The organism is Spiroplasma endosymbiont of Colias croceus, assembly GCF_964020095.1.
Lineage (GTDB): Bacteria > Bacillota_I > Bacilli_A > Mycoplasmatales > VBWQ01 > Spiroplasma_E.
Genome location: NZ_OZ026536.1, coordinates 2,290,133 through 2,310,052 on the forward strand (window position 1 = coordinate 2,290,133; position 19,920 = coordinate 2,310,052).

At 21.4% G+C, this 19,920-nt stretch carries 21 protein-coding genes and 2 pseudogenes; 12 read left to right on the top strand and 11 right to left on the bottom strand.

Annotated elements, in window-relative coordinates; genetic code table 4:
* Positions 1 to 104 precede the first annotated feature (104 nt).
* Entirely contained in the window at positions 105 to 263 is a 159-nt protein-coding gene (locus tag AACL24_RS14465) for a hypothetical protein (RefSeq protein WP_339047601.1), read from the top strand.
* Here the strand turns inward: AACL24_RS14465 and AACL24_RS14470 are convergent.
* The 3 genes from AACL24_RS14470 to AACL24_RS14480 are packed head-to-tail and all read right to left on the bottom strand — an operon-like array spanning position 260 to position 4,195.
* Positions 260 to 2,290 carry a hypothetical protein gene (locus AACL24_RS14470; RefSeq protein ID WP_339047603.1) on the bottom strand — a complete coding sequence of 677 codons (2,031 nt, stop codon included), beginning with the start codon at positions 2,288 to 2,290 and terminating at the stop codon, positions 260 to 262. The two genes, AACL24_RS14465 and AACL24_RS14470, sit on opposite strands and share 4 nt — an antisense overlap.
* A complete protein-coding gene (locus AACL24_RS14475; RefSeq protein WP_339047605.1) occupies positions 2,241 to 3,482 on the bottom strand; it encodes a hypothetical protein in 1,242 nt (413 codons plus the stop codon). The genes AACL24_RS14470 and AACL24_RS14475 overlap by 50 nt, the downstream gene beginning before the upstream one ends.
* Positions 3,476 to 4,195: a hypothetical protein gene (locus AACL24_RS14480; RefSeq protein ID WP_339047607.1), complete on the bottom strand. Its 720-nt coding sequence runs from the start codon at positions 4,193 to 4,195 to the stop codon at positions 3,476 to 3,478. The genes AACL24_RS14475 and AACL24_RS14480 overlap by 7 nt, the downstream gene beginning before the upstream one ends.
* 62 nt (positions 4,196 to 4,257) lie before the next feature.
* Between AACL24_RS14480 and AACL24_RS14485 the strand changes: the two are divergent.
* Positions 4,258 to 5,085, top strand: a pseudogene (locus tag AACL24_RS14485) (IS5 family transposase).
* A 177-nt stretch (positions 5,086 to 5,262) separates the two neighbouring features.
* On the opposite strand, the gene AACL24_RS14490 reads toward AACL24_RS14485, so the two are convergent.
* Both AACL24_RS14490 and AACL24_RS14495 read right to left on the bottom strand, forming a co-directional pair.
* Complete coding sequence (locus AACL24_RS14490; RefSeq protein WP_339047609.1) at positions 5,263 to 6,381, bottom strand: hypothetical protein; 1,119 nt, start codon at positions 6,379 to 6,381, stop codon at positions 5,263 to 5,265.
* A 3-nt stretch (positions 6,382 to 6,384) separates the two neighbouring features.
* Positions 6,385 to 6,948, bottom strand: coding sequence for a hypothetical protein (locus AACL24_RS14495; protein ID WP_339047611.1), 564 nt, complete (start codon positions 6,946 to 6,948; stop codon positions 6,385 to 6,387).
* A gap of 263 nt (positions 6,949 to 7,211) precedes the next feature.
* Between AACL24_RS14495 and AACL24_RS14500 the strand changes: the two genes are divergently transcribed.
* The 3 genes from AACL24_RS14500 to AACL24_RS14510 are packed head-to-tail and all read left to right on the top strand — an operon-like array spanning position 7,212 to position 8,055.
* Positions 7,212 to 7,490, top strand: a complete 279-nt coding sequence (locus tag AACL24_RS14500) for a transposase (protein ID WP_338987908.1) — start codon at positions 7,212 to 7,214, stop codon at positions 7,488 to 7,490.
* Between the two features lie 41 nt (positions 7,491 to 7,531).
* Positions 7,532 to 7,687, top strand: coding sequence for a hypothetical protein (locus AACL24_RS14505; RefSeq protein ID WP_339047613.1), 156 nt, complete (start codon positions 7,532 to 7,534; stop codon positions 7,685 to 7,687).
* A 44-nt stretch (positions 7,688 to 7,731) separates the two neighbouring features.
* Positions 7,732 to 8,055: a hypothetical protein gene (locus tag AACL24_RS14510; RefSeq protein ID WP_339047615.1), complete on the top strand. Its 324-nt coding sequence runs from the start codon at positions 7,732 to 7,734 to the stop codon at positions 8,053 to 8,055.
* Between the two features lie 152 nt (positions 8,056 to 8,207).
* Here AACL24_RS14510 and AACL24_RS14515 read toward each other — a convergent pair.
* A protein-coding gene (locus AACL24_RS14515; protein WP_339047617.1) for an IS5 family transposase occupies positions 8,208 to 9,037 on the bottom strand; the annotation gives its coding sequence in 2 pieces (ribosomal slippage) (positions 8,208 to 8,641 and positions 8,641 to 9,037; 831 coding nt in all).
* Positions 9,038 to 9,134: 97 nt separating this feature from the next.
* Here AACL24_RS14515 and AACL24_RS14520 point away from each other — a divergent pair.
* A pseudogene (locus tag AACL24_RS14520) lies at positions 9,135 to 9,677 on the top strand (IS256 family transposase); the annotation flags it as partial.
* Positions 9,678 to 9,753: 76 nt separating this feature from the next.
* Positions 9,754 to 10,583 (top strand): IS5 family transposase gene (locus AACL24_RS14525; RefSeq protein ID WP_339047619.1). Its coding sequence is split into 2 segments (ribosomal slippage): positions 9,754 to 10,150 and positions 10,150 to 10,583, totalling 831 coding nucleotides; the frame shifts between segments, so codons are not numbered across the junction.
* A gap of 177 nt (positions 10,584 to 10,760) precedes the next feature.
* Here AACL24_RS14525 and AACL24_RS14530 read toward each other — a convergent pair.
* Entirely contained in the window at positions 10,761 to 11,018 is a 258-nt protein-coding gene (locus AACL24_RS14530; RefSeq protein WP_339047621.1) for a hypothetical protein, read from the bottom strand.
* Positions 11,019 to 11,258: 240 nt separating this feature from the next.
* On the opposite strand from AACL24_RS14530, the gene AACL24_RS14535 reads away from it, so the two are divergent.
* Together AACL24_RS14535 and AACL24_RS14540 are read left to right on the top strand one after the other, a co-directional pair.
* A complete protein-coding gene (locus AACL24_RS14535; protein ID WP_339047623.1) occupies positions 11,259 to 11,804 on the top strand; it encodes an L-threonylcarbamoyladenylate synthase in 546 nt (181 codons plus the stop codon).
* A gap of 36 nt (positions 11,805 to 11,840) precedes the next feature.
* Positions 11,841 to 12,449, top strand: coding sequence for a hypothetical protein (locus AACL24_RS14540; protein WP_338958323.1), 609 nt, complete (start codon positions 11,841 to 11,843; stop codon positions 12,447 to 12,449).
* A gap of 206 nt (positions 12,450 to 12,655) precedes the next feature.
* On the opposite strand, the gene AACL24_RS14545 is transcribed toward AACL24_RS14540, so the two are convergent.
* Positions 12,656 to 13,294, bottom strand: coding sequence for a hypothetical protein (locus AACL24_RS14545; protein WP_339047625.1), 639 nt, complete (start codon positions 13,292 to 13,294; stop codon positions 12,656 to 12,658).
* 144 nt (positions 13,295 to 13,438) lie between these two features.
* On the opposite strand from AACL24_RS14545, the gene AACL24_RS14550 reads away from it, so the two are divergent.
* Entirely contained in the window at positions 13,439 to 14,269 is an 831-nt protein-coding gene (locus tag AACL24_RS14550) for an IS5 family transposase (protein ID WP_339047627.1), read from the top strand.
* A gap of 300 nt (positions 14,270 to 14,569) precedes the next feature.
* Here the strand turns inward: AACL24_RS14550 and AACL24_RS14555 are convergent, their stop codons facing one another.
* Together AACL24_RS14555 and AACL24_RS14560 are read right to left on the bottom strand one after the other, a co-directional pair.
* Positions 14,570 to 15,808 carry an IS256 family transposase gene (locus AACL24_RS14555; protein ID WP_339049465.1) on the bottom strand — a complete coding sequence of 413 codons (1,239 nt, stop codon included), beginning with the start codon at positions 15,806 to 15,808 and terminating at the stop codon, positions 14,570 to 14,572.
* 577 nt (positions 15,809 to 16,385) lie between these two features.
* The gene (locus AACL24_RS14560) at positions 16,386 to 17,528 is read right to left on the bottom strand and encodes an Mbov_0401 family ICE element transposase-like protein (protein WP_339047629.1); all 1,143 of its coding nucleotides are present in this window, start codon (positions 17,526 to 17,528) and stop codon (positions 16,386 to 16,388) included.
* 119 nt (positions 17,529 to 17,647) lie between these two features.
* On the opposite strand from AACL24_RS14560, the gene AACL24_RS14565 reads away from it, so the two are divergent.
* Entirely contained in the window at positions 17,648 to 17,923 is a 276-nt protein-coding gene (locus AACL24_RS14565; RefSeq protein WP_339047631.1) for a hypothetical protein, read from the top strand.
* A 31-nt stretch (positions 17,924 to 17,954) separates the two neighbouring features.
* Positions 17,955 to 19,075 (top strand): IS3 family transposase gene (locus AACL24_RS14570; RefSeq protein ID WP_339047633.1). Its coding sequence is split into 2 segments (ribosomal slippage): positions 17,955 to 18,198 and positions 18,198 to 19,075, totalling 1,122 coding nucleotides; the frame shifts between segments, so codons are not numbered across the junction.
* A gap of 139 nt (positions 19,076 to 19,214) precedes the next feature.
* Here AACL24_RS14570 and AACL24_RS14575 read toward each other — a convergent pair.
* Positions 19,215 to 19,877 (bottom strand): hypothetical protein, encoded by a 663-nt coding sequence (locus AACL24_RS14575; RefSeq protein ID WP_339047635.1) that lies wholly within the window; start codon positions 19,875 to 19,877, stop codon positions 19,215 to 19,217.
* Positions 19,878 to 19,920 lie beyond the last annotated feature (43 nt).

Genomic DNA, 19,920 nt, shown 5'->3' on the forward strand with positions numbered 1-19,920 from the left:
TTATAAAATAACATCAATATTAGCATTATTTTTAGCAACAACTGGTTTAATAGTTGGTTCAATAGCACAAAATAAAACTAATGGTTATCAATCATTTTTAGGACATGATTATACAGTCTACTGGGGGGGCTGGAACAACAATTTGAGAAACTAAAAATTTATATGATGAAAATAAAATAGATTTATATTTTGATATTAAGCCAAAATTTAAAGAGGATATAAAATGAAATGGTCAATATCCTGATGGATATTTTGATAATTAAATTTCTAAGTTTATGTAAGAAATGTTTTCATTATATTTATCAAATAAGTTAATATTAGTTAGATTTATTTTTTGCTTATCAGTTATTAAAATTAAATCATAGTTACCAGCACCAAAAATAGCACTAATTTCTAGGCGATTTAAGTTATTAATTGGGTTTTTAATTTGTAATTCAAATTCATTAATATTATCAATTTGTAAAATTTCTTCATAAAATTCCAATTTTGAAAATAATTGAGATTTATTTGAACCATATAAATTTAAAGCATTCTCAATTTTATTGTTACTAATAATTACTCTTGTAAAGTATTTTCCATATTCACCATTTGCTAATGTTCAATCAGCAGGAATTAAAGAAGGTATATTATTACTTTCTAATTCATTTGTAATAGATAATCAGTTAAATTGATTATCATCTAGTTTGAATAATTCATTTTGACTAATATCATTATTTTTTAATTTAATATTATTTATATCTGTAAAATCAAAATATGGAGATTTTAATATAACTTTTACGTTTTTATATTTTCAAATATCTTTATCACTAGGTTTTATTGGACTTGATTTTAATTCAAAATAATAAGGTAATACTATTTTATTATCATCATTTAATCCTTTATTTATTGATAAAGATGAATAAATATATTTTGATAACATAATAAATACTTGTTTAAATATTTTAAATTGTGATAAATTTATGTAATTTGGATAATCTAATTCTCACTGTCTAAATAAATTAGTAATAATTTCATCAGGTTTTTGTCCTGAAAATGTATCACGTAATATTGCCATTTTATTTGTTGGTTTACCTGTTTTTTCATCATATGTAGCACCTTCAAAATTTCTATTATAGTTATATGTGTAACTTAGCATATCTAATAATAGTTGTTGTAAACTATCATTAGTTGGTGCATCTTTAATTTCTATTTCAATATCATCAAATTTATTATTAGTTGCAACATATTGATAAAATTGACTTTCACCTACAAAATCTCAAACTTCTTTATCTTTTAATTCTTTTTGGCTTTTTAATGGTCATTTACCACCTAAAACATTACTAAACTCATATCCTAATCAAGCATGAGTTATTCTTGCATTATTAATAACTTCTCTTCTTGTTTCAGTTCCAGTACTAATTTTAATTAAATCTAAAACTGATTTTTCTTGCCCTATAAATTCTTTTGCTAAATTTCAAGGTAATATTTGTTCACTAAATCATTGTTGTAATATTCTAACTTTTGGTTGAGTTTCAATAGGCATTGATAATAGCGGAAATGCTATCTTATCTTTAACAAATAACTTTGGATATACTTCCATATTGTCAACTTCACCAAGTACCTTTATATTGCCAAAAATCATGCTTCTAGGGGCTTTAATTTTTAAGCCAATAACCTTAGTATCTTTATCTAATGGTTTTTGTAATTTAATAATGATTGGATAACCATCTCTTGTTTTAAAATCTTTAATTTTAATAATAGTAATACTTTTAGTACTTCTAGTTTTTGGATTTTGATAAGGTTGTGAATAATTATTAATAATATATAAATTATCAATATTATCTTCCGTTAATTGTTCATTTATACTAACTGCGTATAATTTAAATTGATTTAATAAATTAATTTCTTGAAAAATTAAATTTTTAATATCAGTCATACTATATTCAATAGTATTATCATTAATATTAGTACTTGCTCTTTGATTTAATTGCATAGTAAAGTCTGATGTTTCAGCAGCAGTAGTTTTTAATACTTTTTCAATATCAATAAAACCAATTTTAATAGTATTTGCTGAAAATCTTAAACTATTATTTTCATTATTTTTAAATAAACGTTCAATTTCATAAATATAAATTGTTCTTTTTTTAAATTCATCGTATGCTCTATTAATATCTGGGTCACTAGTTGCTCTCATCATATTAGTAAAGTCATAAGGAATATTATCAATTAAATAATCATTTTCTACTTCTGCTTGATTAAGTTTAGTTTGTTTCTGTGGAAACTTCGTTTGTGGTTTGTTGTTGTTTTCCATTGTTCTCTCCTATTAATTGGTTATTTTCAGGATTAAATAATTGTAGTTTAACTGTTAAATTATTAATGTCTTGTTCATCATTAATATTAAATGTTTTACTATTTAATAAGTCTTTATCTAAACGTACTAATATTTGAATAAATTTAAGAATATCAATATTAAATTGTCATAACTTTTGTTCAATATAATTAATAGTTGAAATATTTACTGCTGTACTTTCGGGTACTGATTGTTGTGCTGATTTCTTTTGACTTGGAATATGAATACCACAACGTTTAAATATTTCATTAACATTTCAATCGTATATATCAGTTAAATTTTTACCTTTAAAATTACTACTTGTCATATTAATATTTTCATTTTGTTCGTTATTATCTCCACCACTTTTAAATAAGTAATTTTTAGTAACCAGTTCTCTTACTGCTTGCTCTAACGTTGATTGAACATTACCATAAGTTTGATTAAAAATAAATTTAGGTGAGTTTAAAATAGTATCTAAAACAATTTGTTCATAAATAACATCTAATGCTTTAATTTTATCCATTACTTTATTACAATCTGCTAGCTCATTTGCTTTATTTCTCATAATTGCTATTGGTATATAGTTAATATTTAGTGTTTGTTCTTGTTCTAAATTTGGATTATTAATGAATGATTTAAAATCTAGTGGAAATTGTTTTTTACTATCATTAATACTATAAATTGCACGATTAATAGTTACTTGTTCATTATTTAGTGTATAAATTTCAAATAATCTAACCATTTGTGCATTTTGTTCATAACTATCATAAAAAATAGTACATTGAATTAATTTACCAGTAATATCATAAACTCTTTGTTGTATATCAACTACTTGAAAATATAAATCATCATTAGCAATAAAAATTAAATAACCACTAATTCCTAATTTACTTAATTTAAAAATAGAATTTCAATTTTTTCTATAAAACTCTTGATTAATTAAATATTGTTTAATGGTTTCATTATTAATATCTAATGGAGCATTATATAAATTAGCATTATTTTCTGCTACAAAATCAGTAAAATAAGTTTCATGATTAAAATCATTAAAACCAAAATAATTTAAAATGGAAGCATGTGTACTTTTATTTTTATTAGTTAAAAATTTTACTTTTTCATTTTGATTATCAGTAATATTACTTTTTTCTTTTCTCTTAAATGGATTTAACATAATATTCACCACCTTTCTAAAATATTTGATTTATTTTCATTAATACCACCAATAATTGATTTATCAATAGTTTTTAAATTTTTTGAACATTTATAATTATTATAAGTTAATCCTTTACACATTAATGTTTCATCTCCAACACTAATTGTATTATCTTTATCCACATTAATAAATGAACCTTTTTTTAATTTATCTTGTTTTTTATCTATTTTTATATCTATTTCTTCTTTTATATAATAATTATCTAAATTAGGAATTTTATCATCTATATATTTTTTATTTGGAATATCTAAATCATCAGTTATAACTGGATTATTTCTATAAATTAAAGTTTTACCACCAACATTAGTTTTAATAATTTCATTAACTAATCTTGTAGTACTAACTTTATCATCTTTATTATTAAATATTCTATTTTCATCAACTGAACTACCACCAGTAGCACTAATAGTATTAGTTTTTTCATCAATCTTAATATTTTCACCAGCAGTTAATTTATTTTGTTTTTTATCTAATAAATTATTAGTTTCTAGTTTTGTATAATAATCACGTTCAGTACTTTCTTCTGCTATAAATTCAGTTGGTTTATCTTTTCCTATATATTGATATATTTCTTCTATATCACCAATTAAATTAATTTTTCCACGTTCAGGATAAGAATTACCGCCACCACTAAATTCTTTCTTTTTATTGTTATAGTAGACTTCTTGCAAAACCTATCTATTAAAAATTTAATTTTTAAAATAAAATTAAAAATAAAAAAGATAGGTAATCTATGATGTTTGATAAATTAAAAACTATTAACAATCCAGAATTATTAAGATTAACTGGTATAAATGATATTATTTTTAATAAAATTCTAGAAATTTTAAAGACAGAAGAAGTAAAAAAGTTTAAAAATGGTGGTACACCTAATAAATTATCATTAGAAAATCGTTTATTAATGACTTTAGAATATTGAAGAGAGTATCGAACTTATTTTCATATTGCTAAAAGTTATGGAATTAGTGAAAGTAGTTGCTATAGGAATATCAAGTGAATAGAAAATACTTTAATAAAACATCCTGATTTTCAACAACTTGATGGGCAAAAATCACTGTTAAATAATAATTTTAAAGATAAAACAGTTATCATTGATGTGACTGAAAGTACTATTCAACGCCCAAAAAAAGTCAAAAACAATATTATTCAGGAAAAAAGAAAAAACATACAATAAAAACTCAAGTCATAATTGAAAAAGATAGTAAAAAAATTATAAGTTCTTATTTTTCTTATGGTAAAAATCATGATTTTAAAATTTTAAAAAATTCAAAAACGAAATTTTTATCAGAAACAACTATTTTAGTAGATTTAGGATATCAAGGTATACAAAACATACATAAAAATGTCTTATTACCTAAACAAAAATCAAAGAAAAACCCTTTAACTAAAGAAGAAAAGAAAAATAATAAGGCTATTTCAAAAATGAGAGTTGTTATTGAACATGTTTTTGCGATTCTTAAAAAATTTAAAATTATTAGTGAAAAATATCGAAATAGAAAAAAAATTTGCATTAAGATTTAATTTAATAGCTTCAATTTATAATTTACAATTATTAATTTAAATATATTTAATAATTTAATATTTTATTTTTTTATTTGAAATAATAATTTTTGTTGTATTTTAATGACAAAAAATAAAACATATTTTGAACAATAATTTTTAAAAAATATTAAAAGTGTTATTAAAATAAATTTTTAAACTTAAAAAATGTGATTAATATCATAGTTTTGCAAGAAGTCTAGTAAATCGTTCCGGTATTTAAAATTCTTTTATTTTGGATTTCTTCACTATACGTCATGGAATCAACATTTAGCAATTCAAATTCATTAAAAACATTATTTAAATAAATTTTAATTACTTTATAAAATTTCATAAAGTTATTTTCTGTTGAATATTGATAACTGATTTTAATAAAATATCATTTAAATATTTCTATATTATTATTTTCAACTTTTTTTCATAAAGGACTAGTTTCAATATTAAATCAATTATTTTTAACATCATTAATATTTTCGTTTGTTTTAATTAATTCACTATTTAATTTGGTAATTTCATTTTCATTAGTAGTAATTCGTTTTTGTTGTTTAGCAGAAAAATCACAAGTTGGTGCATGTGTATAATCACCAATTTGCGGATTATTTTGTAATGCTTCTGGTGGTAATGTACCAATTTCATCAGGTCAATCTAAAATCATTGTTTCAGTTTCTTTATCATAATCAGTTGCAACATAACCTTTATTAACAAATTTACTAACAGGACCTCTATATATTTCCTTTTCATTATCATCAACTAAATCATCATATAATTTAATTTGTTTTGATAATGTAAATTCTTTTTGTTGTTCAATTAATTCATCAACTTGATTTCTAGTATAAAATGCTTTTAAATCAATTTTTTCAACATCTATTTCATCATCATTATAATTTGATAATATTTGTTTTAATTCTGTTAGTCTTGCCCATATTTTCATTCTACTTGGTGCTAAATCTCATATATTAATTGTAGGAATACTACTTGCACTAAATTGACTACCATTATTAAATTGAATAGTAGCATCAACATTAAATTCAATTGGTGTACGATTAAATACTCAATGTTCAGTGGTTACATAAACCATATCTCTTAATGTTTCTTTAATTAATTCATCTTTAAAACTATCAAAAGGAAATTTAGATAAAATAAAACCAAGATAAGCATTAATATCATTTTGAGCACGAATAGCAAAAGTTTTAAATCAATCATTAACATTTGGTCATGTATTGATATATTGTGGTGGAGTTTCTGTAATTTTTCCAGTTAATGGATATCAGTTATTATAATTTTCTAGACTGACACCAGTTCAAAGTTTATTAATCATATTTTATCATTCCTTAAAAAATGCTTGTTTATAATGATGAGTATGTTTTTTTGTTTTTTTATGTGTTATATGTTCAATTTCTTTTTGTATTTTATTTTTACCTTTTTTAATTTTTTTCTTACTTTTTGCTACAACTTGACTATATGCAAATTTTTCTAAATGATGTAATAATCCACTACCAAATAAAGTATTAACTGAAAATTTTAAACCAACATTTTTAAATGATTTATTAATATTTTCAATAGGGTTATTAATAACATTTACTACTTTATGATAAGTTCTTATCGTTCTAAATATTTCTCTATATACTTTAAAACTATCTCTAATTATTTGTTGAACAACTGGTGGAGCAAACGCTATTGCTTTTAATCATTTATTTTGATTAACTCCATAACCAATGTATCAACCACTATATCAACGATATCAATGGAACGGATGTATTTGAGTAACAAAAGTTTCTGCTTTAAGAATACTATCAACAACTGTAATTGGTTTATATTTAGGATTGCTATGATAAATAGTAATTGCACATTTATCTAATGATAAAGGTTGAATTTTACAACCCATAAATACTGGGGAATTTAATGGAATTAATTGTGCATGTTTAATTGCTCTTTTTTCTGCACTAGTAAATAAATCAGTTGCTTTTTCTTTTAATTTTTTAATTTTCTCAAATGCTTGTTTTTCTAACTTTTCAAATTTTTCTTGTAATTTATATATACTTTCTCGTATTTTTTCAAAATATGGTGTATCTTGGATGGGTTACAATTTATTGGACACTAATTACGTAGACAAGTAAACAAATTTGTTAAAAGAAAGGAACTATAATTATGGCCAATATTAACTCATATACCGATGAATTTAAAAAACAAATAGTAGCTTTATATCAAAGTGGCAAATCAGTATCTTGCCTTGCTAAAGAATATAATGTTACAAGAGCAGCTACTTACAATTGAATTAAGCAATTTAGTAATTCAGGAAGTTTTAAAACTAAAGATAATCGTTCTTTTGAAGAAAATGAATTAATTAAATTAAGAAAAGAATTAAAGCAATTACGAATGGAAAATGATATTTTAAAGCAAGCAGCACTAATAATAGGCAGAAAATAGAAATTATTGTCAAAAATAAAGCTAAATATAAAATTCGCACAATGTGTCGTTTTTTAAAAATATCTAAATCAACATATTATTTTAATTTAAAGAAAAAAGAAAATAAAATCAAAAATAATATTTATGATGAAGCTGTTATTAGTGCTTTTAAAGAAAATAAAGAAGTTTATGGTACTAGAAGATTAAAAAAATTCTAGAAAACCAAGAAATTTATTTATCGCGCAGAAAAATTAAAAAAATTATGAATGAACATAATTTAATATCAAAATATACTAAATTATCATTCAAAAATCATAATAACAAAGTTAACGATAGTCAAATAACTAATCTTGTTAATAGAAAATTTAAGAATAGGATTAAAAATGAAGTTATTGTTAGTGATTTAACTTATGTACAAGTTAATGGTAGGTGAAACTATATTTGCCTATTAATAGACCTATTTAACCGCGAAATTATCGGACATAGTGTTGGAGTTAAAAAAAATGCATCATTAGTACATCAAGCATTTATGCAATCAAATCGCTGTTTAAAAGATATTAGACTTCTTGCAAAACTATGATATTAATCACATTTTTTAAGTTTAAAAATTTATTTTAATAACACTTTTAATATTTTTTAAAAATTATTGTTCAAAATATGTTTTATTTTTTGTCATTAAAATACAACAAAAATTATTATTTCAAATAAAAAAATAAAATATTAAATTATCAAATATATTTAAATTAATAATTGTAAATTATAAATTGAAGCTATTAAATTAAATCTTAATGCAATTTTTTTTCTTCTATTTCGATATTTTTCACTAATAATTTTAAATTTTTTAAGAATCGCAAAAACATGTTCAATAACAACTCTCATTTTTGAAATAGCCTTATTATTTTTCTTTTCTTCTTTAGTTAAAGGGTTTTTCTTTGATTTTCGTTTAGGTAATAAGACATTTTTATGTATGTTTTGTATACCTTGATATCCTAAATCTACTAAAATAGTTGTTTCTGATAAAAATTTCGTTTTTGAATTTTTTAAAATTTTAAAATCATGATTTTTACCATAAGAAAAATAAGAACTTATAATTTTTTTACTATCTTTTTCAATTATGACTTGAGTTTTTATTGTATGTTTTTTCTTTTTTCCTGAATAATATTGTTTTTGACTTTTTTTGGGCGTTGAATAGTACTTTCAGTCACATCAATGATAACTGTTTTATCTTTAAAATTATTATTTAACAGTGATTTTTGCCCATCAAGTTGTTGAAAATCAGGATGTTTTATTAAAGTATTTTCTATTCACTTGATATTCCTATAGCAACTACTTTCACTAATTCCATAACTTTTAGCAATATGAAAATAAGTTCGATACTCTCTTCAATATTCTAAAGTCATTAATAAACGATTTTCTAATGATAATTTATTAAGTGTACCACCATTTTTAAACTTTTTTACTTCTTCTGTCTTTAAAATTTTTAGAATTTTATTAAAAATAATATCATTTATACCAGTTAATCTTAATAATTCTGGATTGTTAATAGTTTTTAATTTATCAAACATCATAGATTACCTATCTTTTTTATTTTTAATTTTATTTTAAAAATTAAATTTTTAATAGATAGGTTTTGCAAGAAGTCTATTATCAGATATTAGAATGTAATTACAAGAGTTATATCATGGTGCTGATATTAGTGAAAGTGTTATTAGTCAAATTACTGATGATGTTATTAATGATGTAAAAGCATGGCAAAATCGACCATTAGAAAGTGTCTATCCGATTGTTTATTTTGATTGCATAGTAGTGAAAGTACGACAAGATAAAAGGATTATCAATAAATCAGTTTATATAGCTTTAGGAGTTCATTTAGAAGGTAAAAAAGATGTTTTAGGTTTATGAATTAGTGAAAATGAAGGTGCTAAATTTTGATTAGCAAATTTAACAGAAATGAAAAATCGTGGCTTAAATGATATTCTTATTGCCTGCAGTGATAATTTAACAGGCATGTCAGAAGCAATACAATCAGTTTATCTTAAAACCGAACATCAATTATGCATAGTTCATCAAATTAGAAATAGTTTGAAATATGTCTCATATAAGCATAGAAAATCTCTAGTTGCAGATTTAAAACCAATTTATACTTCATGTAGTGAAGAACAAGCAATGCAGGCTTTAGAATCCTTTGAAAATAAGTGAAATAAACAATAGACTTCTTGCAAAACCTATCTATTAAAAATTTAATTTTTAAAATAAAATTAAAAATAAAAAAGATAGGTAATCTATGATGTTTGATAAATTAAAAACTATTAACAATCCAGAATTATTAAGATTAACTGGTATAAATGATATTATTTTTAATAAAATTCTAGAAATTTTAAAGACAGAAGAAGTAAAAAAGTTTAAAAATGGTGGTACACTTAATAAATTATCATTAGAAAATCGTTTATTAATGACTTTAGAATATTGAAGAGAGTATCGAACTTATTTTCATATTGCTAAAAGTTATGGAATTAGTGAAAGTAGTTGCTATAGGAATATCAAGTGAATAGAAAATACTTTAATAAAACATCCTGATTTTCAACAACTTGATGGGCAAAAATCACTGTTAAATAATAATTTTAAAGATAAAACAGTTATCATTGATGTGACTGAAAGTACTATTCAACGCCCAAAAAAAGTCAAAAACAATATTATTCAGGAAAAAAGAAAAAACATACAATAAAAACTCAAGTCATAATTGAAAAAGATAGTAAAAAAATTATAAGTTCTTATTTTTCTTATGGTAAAAATCATGATTTTAAAATTTTAAAAAATTCAAAAACGAAATTTTTATCAGAAACAACTATTTTAGTAGATTTAGGATATCAAGGTATACAAAACATACATAAAAATGTCTTATTACCTAAACGAAAATCAAAGAAAAACCCTTTAACTAAAGAAGAAAAGAAAAATAATAAGGCTATTTCAAAAATGAGAGTTGTTATTGAACATGTTTTTGCGATTCTTAAAAAATTTAAAATTATTAGTGAAAAATATCGAAATAGAAGAAAAAAATTTGCATTAAGATTTAATTTAATAGCTTCAATTTATAATTTACAATTATTAATTTAAATATATTTGATAATTTAATATTTTATTTTTTTATTTGAAATAATAATTTTTGTTGTATTTTAATGACAAAAAATAAAACATATTTTGAACAATAATTTTTAAAAAATATTAAAAGTGTTATTAAAATAAATTTTTAAACTTAAAAAATGTGATTAATATCATAGTTTTGCAAGAAGTCTAATCTATTTCTGCATCTTTAAATTGAGTTTCTAATTTTATAATTTCTTTTTTTATAGTGCTATCTAATTCTTTATTGGGAAAAATCATTTTTGTAAAATCATTATTATTAAATTTTTTATCAATTGTTTTTTCAATGATATTTTGAATACAAATTGTTTCTATTATAAATGGTTTATTATCATTATCTTCAATTTCTTTTCTTATTTTTTCAATTTCTTCATTAGTATGTTGTATTCTTATTTTTCTTTTGGGCATATTTTTTGATTCTCCTTCTATATTTAATTTAATAAAAATCTAATATAAATATTAATCTATATTAAATTAAGATGTTTATTAAACCATTAATGAATGATTTTCCAATCTTTAATTAGTAATTTTAAGGTTTATTTTAAATTACAAATATCATTTATAAGTTTTTTATTCATTATTTTGAAACAACTATTATATTTAAAATAATAGGTGTATAATTTAGTTAAAATTTATAGTGGTGTTTTCATGATAACTTTACAGCAAAATCAAATTAAAGAAATTAGTCAAATCATTGCTAATGGCGAAGTGGTTGCTTTACCAACAGATACAATTTATGGTCTTGCTTGTAAATTTAATGATGACAAAGCTATTAATAAAATTTATCAAATAAAAAAACGTGATTATACTAAAGAACTGCCAATTTTAGTTGCTAGTTGAGAACAAGCTAAAAGCATTGGTATAATTAGCGATCAATTACAGTCATTTTTAATAAATAATTTTAGTGCTGGTAAAGTTACTGTTATAGTTTTAAAACAACCTAGTTTAAACACATCATATTGAATAAATAAAAAGACAATAGCAATTAGAGTTAGTGCTTCACATTTTATTCAAAAATTAATTAAATTAACAGGGCCTTTAGTAGCTACAAGTTGTAATTTAAGTAATGAACAACCAATTAACGATTATCATAATATAAACTTGCCTAACTTAAGGTATAGAGTAGCAGGTGAGATTTTAACAAATAAACCATCAACTATTTTTAATAGTTTTAATGATAAAATTATTAGATAATAATTAGATAACAGTATTAAAAAAGGAGATAATACTATGAATTGATGAATAATTTTAATTATTATTGCATGCACAACAATATTGATTTTATTAATTGCACTAATTTTATTAATTAAAAAAAATAAACAAAAGAAAATATTAAAAATTACTAAAGATATAAATACTTTATATAAATATTTAAAATTAAAAAAAATAAATACTAAAGAATTACCAGTTTCAATAGAAAAAATTAAAGAAGATATTTATTATAGTGACAAAGTCATTTTGGGAAAGTATGAAGATCTTAATAAGATTTCTGGCCAAAATATTCTTTTAAAAACTGAATATAGTGATGCCAAAAAATTATTTTTACGTTATAAAATTAAAGACATTAATCTTATCAAATCATCAGATTTTATACCTTTAAATCAAATAGACTTGTTAATTTCACGAAATAATCTTTATTTTATTGATTCTTTTGAACTACAAATAATACCATTAGTTAATGTTAAAAGTATTACATTTTTTTGAGAAAAAAATAATTATATAAAAAATAAACAAAAATATATTGGTATTGAAATTAATTTTCAAAATAAACGTTTATTTTTTCTTTTTAATAAATATGAAGAAGCAATTAGTTTTGCTGTTCATGTTATTAGTTTATAACAATTATTATTTAATAATTGGACGAATAAATTTTGTGGATATATTTTAATAATCTAACGAAAGAAAATTAGTAAAATCTATATTTATGCTTTAATTATAGCACTTTTGGTTTATTACTTCAAGAATTATAATTAAAATTTTTACAATTTAATTATAACAAAAATGCTAAGTCAATGACTTAGTTTTTATTTTTTAAATAATTAAATTTATATTCTACTATTTAAAAAATTAGCCCGTGAAATTAACATATTATTTAAAGTTTTATAATTATATATTTTTGCACCTTTAGTTTGACTTTTAACTAAATGAAATACATCACTTTCTGCACTACAACCAATATTTCAACTAGCAGTTTGATTAATAATACCTTCTTTATTATTTTTAAAAATTCTTAAAGTTTCTTTATTAACTTTTGTTTTAATTAAAAATTTTATTAATTCATCATAATTACCATTACAAAAATAATCTTTAGCAATTTTATAATTATTATATTTTTCTTTATTAATAATTAATTTTCTTTTACCAGAATTAGGTTTATATGCTGTTCATAAATATTTTAAACCATGATATTTATCAAAAACATAATATGCTCCTAAATATTTTGCTAAAGTTCTAATTCAAGTTGCACCATCACCACATACTACAAATTTTGGATTATAAAAATCATAATAGTTTATTAATCCTTTTCAAGTTGAATCTACAGTAGGATTATCTTTATAATAATCTTCTTTAGTATCAAATTTATAATTAAACATAAAATTATATTTTTTATTTAATAATTTATTACGATTTTTACTTATTTGTTTTTTACCAGTATTATATGAAATACTTCTAATTTTTTGCATTTCTCTTTTATTATCTTTATTTCAAACTGGTACAAAACAATCATCTACATTTATATAAATATATTCATTAGACTTCTTGCAAAACCTATCTATTAAAAATTTAATTTTTAAAATAAAATTAAAAATAAAAAAGATAGGTAATCTATGATGTTTGATAAATTAAAAACTATTAACAATCCAGAATTATTAAGATTAACTGGTATAAATGATATTATTTTTAATAAAATTCTAGAAATTTTAAAGACAGAAGAAGTAAAAAAGTTTAAAAATGGTGGTACACCTAATAAATTATCATTAGAAAATCGTTTATTAATGACTTTAGAATATTGAAGAGAGTATCGAACTTATTTTCATATTGCTAAAAGTTATGGAATTAGTGAAAGTAGTTGCTATAGGAATATCAAGTGAATAGAAAATACTTTAATAAAACATCCTGATTTTCAACAACTTGATGGGCAAAAATCACTGTTAAATAATAATTTTAAAGATAAAACAGTTATCATTGATGTGACTGAAAGTACTATTCAACGCCCAAAAAAAGTCAAAAACAATATTATTCAGGAAAAAAGAAAAAAACATACAATAAAAACTCAAGTCATAATTGAAAAAGATAGTAAAAAAATTATAAGTTCTTATTTTTCTTATGGTAAAAATCATGATTTTAAAATTTTAAAAAATTCAAAAACGAAATTTTTATCAGAAACAACTATTTTAGTAGATTTAGGATATCAAGGTATACAAAACATACATAAAAATGTCTTATTACCTAAACGAAAATCAAAGAAAAACCCTTTAACTAAAGAAGAAAAGAAAAATAATAAGGCTATTTCAAAAATGAGAGTTGTTATTGAACATGTTTTTGCGATTCTTAAAAAATTTATAATTATTAGTGAAAAATATCGAAATAGAAGAAAAAAATTTGCATTAAGATTTAATTTAATAGCTTCAATTTATAATTTACAATTATTAATTTAAATATATTTGATAATTTAATATTTTATTTTTTTATTTGAAATAATAATTTTTGTTGTATTTTAATGACAAAAAATAAAACATATTTTGAACAATAATTTTTAAAAAATATTAAAAGTGTTATTAAAATAAATTTTTAAACTTAAAAAATGTGATTAATATCATAGTTTTGCAAGAAGTCTATTATCTTTTACTTTAATTTTATGTAAATTAATAAAATTAATATTACTTTTATTTTTAATATTATTAATAGTCATTAATGGAGGCTTTTATGTAATCTGTGTATCTTTGTTTTACAAAGTACTAGTTTAGATTAATTCTATCTTCAAATTTTATCATAAAATGAGCAATTGCTGTATTTCAATTTTGAATGGGCATTGTTCATTTTTTTGTTATATTTTCAATTGCTAAATAAAATATTTTAAAAACTGCCATATCATTAGGAAAAACTTTTTTATTTCTGATAACTTTTCGTAATTGACTATTTACAGATTCAATAGCATTTGTTGTATAAATAACTCTTTTGATTTCTGTAGGATAACTAATAAAAACCATTAAATTATCTCAATTTTTATATCAAGATTTAGCAATTTGAGGATATTGTTTATTTCACTTATTTTCAAAGGATTCTAAAGCCTGCATTGCTTGTTCTTCACTACATGCAGTATAAATTGGTTTTAAATCTGCAACTAGAGATTTTCTATGCTTATATGAGACATATTTCAAACTATTTCTAATTTGATGAACTATGCATAATTGATGTTCTGTTTTAAGATAAACTGATTGTATTGCTTCTGACATGCCTGTTAAATTATCACTGCAGGCAATAAGAATATCATTTAAGCCACGATTTTTCATTTCTGTTAAATTTGCTAATCAAAATTTAGCACCTTCATTTTCACTAATTCATAAACCTAAAACATCTTTTTTACCTTCTAAATCAACTCCTAAAGCTATATAAACTGATTTATTAATAATCCTTTTATCTTGTCGTACTTTCACTACTATGCAATCAAAATAAACAATCGGATAGACACTTTCTAATGGTCGATTTTGCCATGCTTTTACATCATCAATAACATCATCAGTAATTTGACTAATAACACTTTCACTAATATCAGCACCATGATATAACTCTTGTAATTGCATTCTAATATCTGATAATGTCATACCTTTTGCATATAAAGAAAGAACTTGTTGATCAAAACCATCAAATCTTCTTTGTCTTTTTGCAACTATTATAGGATTAAAATTACTATTGCGATCTCGTGGTACATCAATCTCAATTTTACCTTGTTGAGTTATTATTTTTTTTGAACTTATACCATTACGAGCATTGTCATTATTACTATGTTGATTCTTTTCATATCCCAAATAATTTTGCATCTCAGAATTCAACATTTTTTCTACTAATCTTTTTGTTAATTCTTTATACAATCCTCCCTCTTTAAAAACTGTTGTTAAATCTTCAGTATTTTCTAATAATAAATCTACTGCTTTTGATATTGGATCATTATTATTAATATTTTGCTTTTTAGCCATCTGTAACTCACTCTTTCTAGTCATTTAATTATATTTACTAGAATTAATTAAACATAGTTATTTTTGTAAGTTACACAGATTACTAAACATTACCCATTAATGAGATATTTACATTTGGTATTATATCTAAAATATCTTTATTTTTTTTACCAGTATTCATGTTATTAATAATTTTAGTTTTTATATAATTTATTATTCGTGAATAAGGTTCTATACCAATATATAAATCTGTTGGAATAAAAATTTCTTTAGTTAATTTATTTTTATAAATACGTCTTAAATAAGTTAATAAACCATATTCAGTTCAAATAGTACGATATCTACGTTTTATAACTTTAAAGTAATTTTTATTATGATAATTATAAAAATAATCATTATCATAATTTGGGCGTATAAAGTTAATAGTTATAATTTAATTTTTTTTAAATAAAAGATAAAATTAAAATAAATTATTAATTGTTGGTTAAATTATATACCTTTTTTCATTTATAATCAAGTGTTTTAAATAATTATTTTATAATTATAAATGAAAAAAATTCCTAACTATTTAGGTTTAGATTTATTAAGTTTTAAAAAATTAAAGTATAAGATTTAATTTATTAATTCTTGCTGAATTAATTATAAGCATATTATCAAGTACTTTATCATTAAAAATCTTAGCACCATATCCTTTTAAAGATTTAACTAAATGTGATACATCACTTTCAGCACAAACTCCTTGATTTCAATTTTCTTTTTGATTAATAACACCATCTTTATTATTTTTAAAATATTTATATATTTGCTCATCAACTTTATTTTCTTTTAAAAAATCTAATAATTGATAATATTCACCATTAACAAATAAATCATATGCATTTGTTAATTTTTTATTATCTACTTTTCTATTAATAATAAATCCTTTTTTAAGTGCTTTAAATGCATGATGTCTATCAATTACATAAGGAATTTTTTCTTTTTTAGCAGTAGTTTTAATTCAAGGTGCACCATCACCAATAAATACTAAACTACTTTTAGTATAAATATATTGTAAATCAAGAAATTCATAAATTTTATCAATTAATTCTTGTCTTTTAATTCTTTGACCATTTTTAGTTTTCATATAAGTAATTTTTTTATCTTTTAAAACATTTCTACTTTTAGTAGATTTTTCTAAATCTTTACCTTTATTTGCACTAATTGTACGAATACGATTTTTTTGTTTTTTATTATTAAATAATGAACTTATAAAACAATCATCCATATTTATAAATAATTTTTCAGTTAGTAATACTACTTTTTTCTCTTTTATTTTTTCAACTTCAATTATTGCATTTTTCATTACATTAGTCATATATGTTTTAGAAAAATTAGTATTTTTTATTATATCTTGTACATCAGATTGTCTTTTACCATTACCTGAATTTTTTATTATTGTATGTTCTAAACTTGTAAGTGTTCTTTTTCTTTTTTTAATTTTTATATATTCATCTAAAGGATAATAATATTCATTAGTTTCTAATATTAAATAACATCTACGATAAAAATCATTTACTTTACCATATTGAGTATTTGGACTTCTTGGAGCTGTTTTAACATATTTATGTTTAGTTGTATCATATATATTTTGATATCAAAAATCATCATATCCTTGTCATATATTTGTTATAAAACTTAAATCATTATTTTTAATTATAATATCAAGTTCATCATAATTAAGTTCATTAATAAGAAAATTCATAATAATAATCTCCTTCTTAATTTATGATTTGATTATATGACTATTAAAATTAAATTGTTGTGATTTAATAAAAATAGAAATGATATAATTAGTATATAAGTTTTAAATAAGGTGATAATATGCCAGCAAAAAGAAAAGAATTAGGAAATTATAAAGAAAAAATAAGTGAATATTTTAAAGAAAATAAAAATGTTCCAACAAGAATGACAAAAACTGGTTTAAATTTAGCATTAGGAATTGATAGAAAATATATATTTGATTGCCGACGCTACCAGACAAAATGACAACAAAATTTTTTAAAAGAATATGATAAAGCATGTCAAAAAATTGCTAATTATTTATTACGAAATTGGATGGGTTACAATTTATTGGACACTAATTACGTAGACAAGTAAACAAATTTGTTAAAAGAAAGGAACTATAATTATGGCCAATATTAACTCATATACCGATGAATTTAAAAAACAAATAGTAGCTTTATATCAAAGTGGCAAATCAGTATCTTGCCTTGCTAAAGAATATAATGTTACAAGAGCAGCTACTTACAATTGAATTAAGCAATTTAGTAATTCAGGAAGTTTTAAAACTAAAGATAATCGTTCTTTTGAAGAAAATGAATTAATTAAATTAAAAAAAGAATTAAAGCAATTACGAATGGAAAATGATATTTTAAAGCAAGCAGCACTAATAATAGGCAGAAAATAGAAATTATTGTCAAAAATAAAGCTAAATATAAAATTCGCACAATGTGTCGTTTTTTAAAAATATCTAAATCAACATATTATTTTAATTTAAAGAAAAAAGAAAATAAAATCAAAAATAATATTTATGATGAAGCTGTTATTAGTGCTTTTAAAGAAAATAAAGAAGTTTATGGTACTAGAAGATTAAAAAAAATTCTAGAAAACCAAGAAATTTATTTATCGCGCAGAAAAATTAAAAAAATTATGAATGAACATAATTTAATATCAAAATATACTAAATTATCATTCAAAAATCATAATAACAAAGTTAACTATAGTCAAATAACTAATCTTGTTAATAGAAAATTTAAGAATAGGATTAAAAATGAAGTTATTGTTAGTGATTTAACTTATGTACAAGTTAATGGTAGGTGAAACTATATTTGCCTATTAATAGACCTATTTAACCGCGAAATTATCGGACATAGTGTTGGAGTTAAAAAAGATGCATCATTAGTACATCAAGCATTTATGCAATCAAATCGCTGTTTAAAAGATATTCAAATATTTCATAGTGATCGCGGTAATGAATTTAACAATAAAATTATTGATAAACTTTTACTAGCATTCAACATTAACCGTTCTTTAAGTAAAAAAGGTTGTCCTTATGATAATGCTGTTGCTAAAGCAACTTTTAAAACTTTTAAAACCGAATTTATTAATGATAAAAATTTTACATCATTAATCCAATTAAAATTAGAATTATTTGATTACATCAATTGATATAACAATATAAGAATTCACAGCACTTTAAACTACTTAACTCCAGTTAAATATCAACAACAAATGTTTACCAAAAAATAGTCCTAAAAAGTGTTGCCATTCCATATTTTTTTATTTGAAATAATAATTTTTGTTGTATTTTAATGACAAAAAATAAAACATATTTTGAACAATAATTTTTAAAAAATATTAAAAGTGTTATTAAAATAAATTTTTAAACTTAAAAAATGTGATTAATATCATAGTTTTGCAAGAAGTCTAATATATTTTTAATTAATCCAGTAGTAGTAAAATCAATTCTATCTTTTAAATACATTACTGATTTATCTACTGGTTCAAAATTTAATCAATTCATATTTCTTTTATTTTTTTCTACATTTAAAACATCAATAAATGCTTGACCACCATTACCATAATCAACATAACAAATAAAAGCTTTAAACATAGCAAAATATTTTTGTGCTTCAATTAAATAATAATCAATAATACTATTTGCTAATTCATAAGTATTTTTAAAATACATTGCTGGTTGACCATTAATATTAGCATTACTATGATAAAATTCACTTACTTTATGTGCTCTTCTTCCATTATGATTTTCACCAATAAATCATAATGAAGCTGCAGTTGGATGACCACTACTACTTGTTGCCATACCTATATCTAATCCTCCAGTTATTTTAGAAACTTGAAAATCTAATTCAGTATTTACTTTATCTAAATATCTTGCAAATATAGCACCTTGTAAAACACTAGGTACACCATAATATCAAGATTGTGCTTTAATAGGGTCTAATACTTTTAATTCTTCTAAGTTATTAATTATATCTTGTGATAAGTTATGTTTATTTAATTTTCAATTTGAATAATAGACTTCTTGCAAAACCTATCTTTTTTATTTTTAATTTTTAAAATAAAATTAAAAA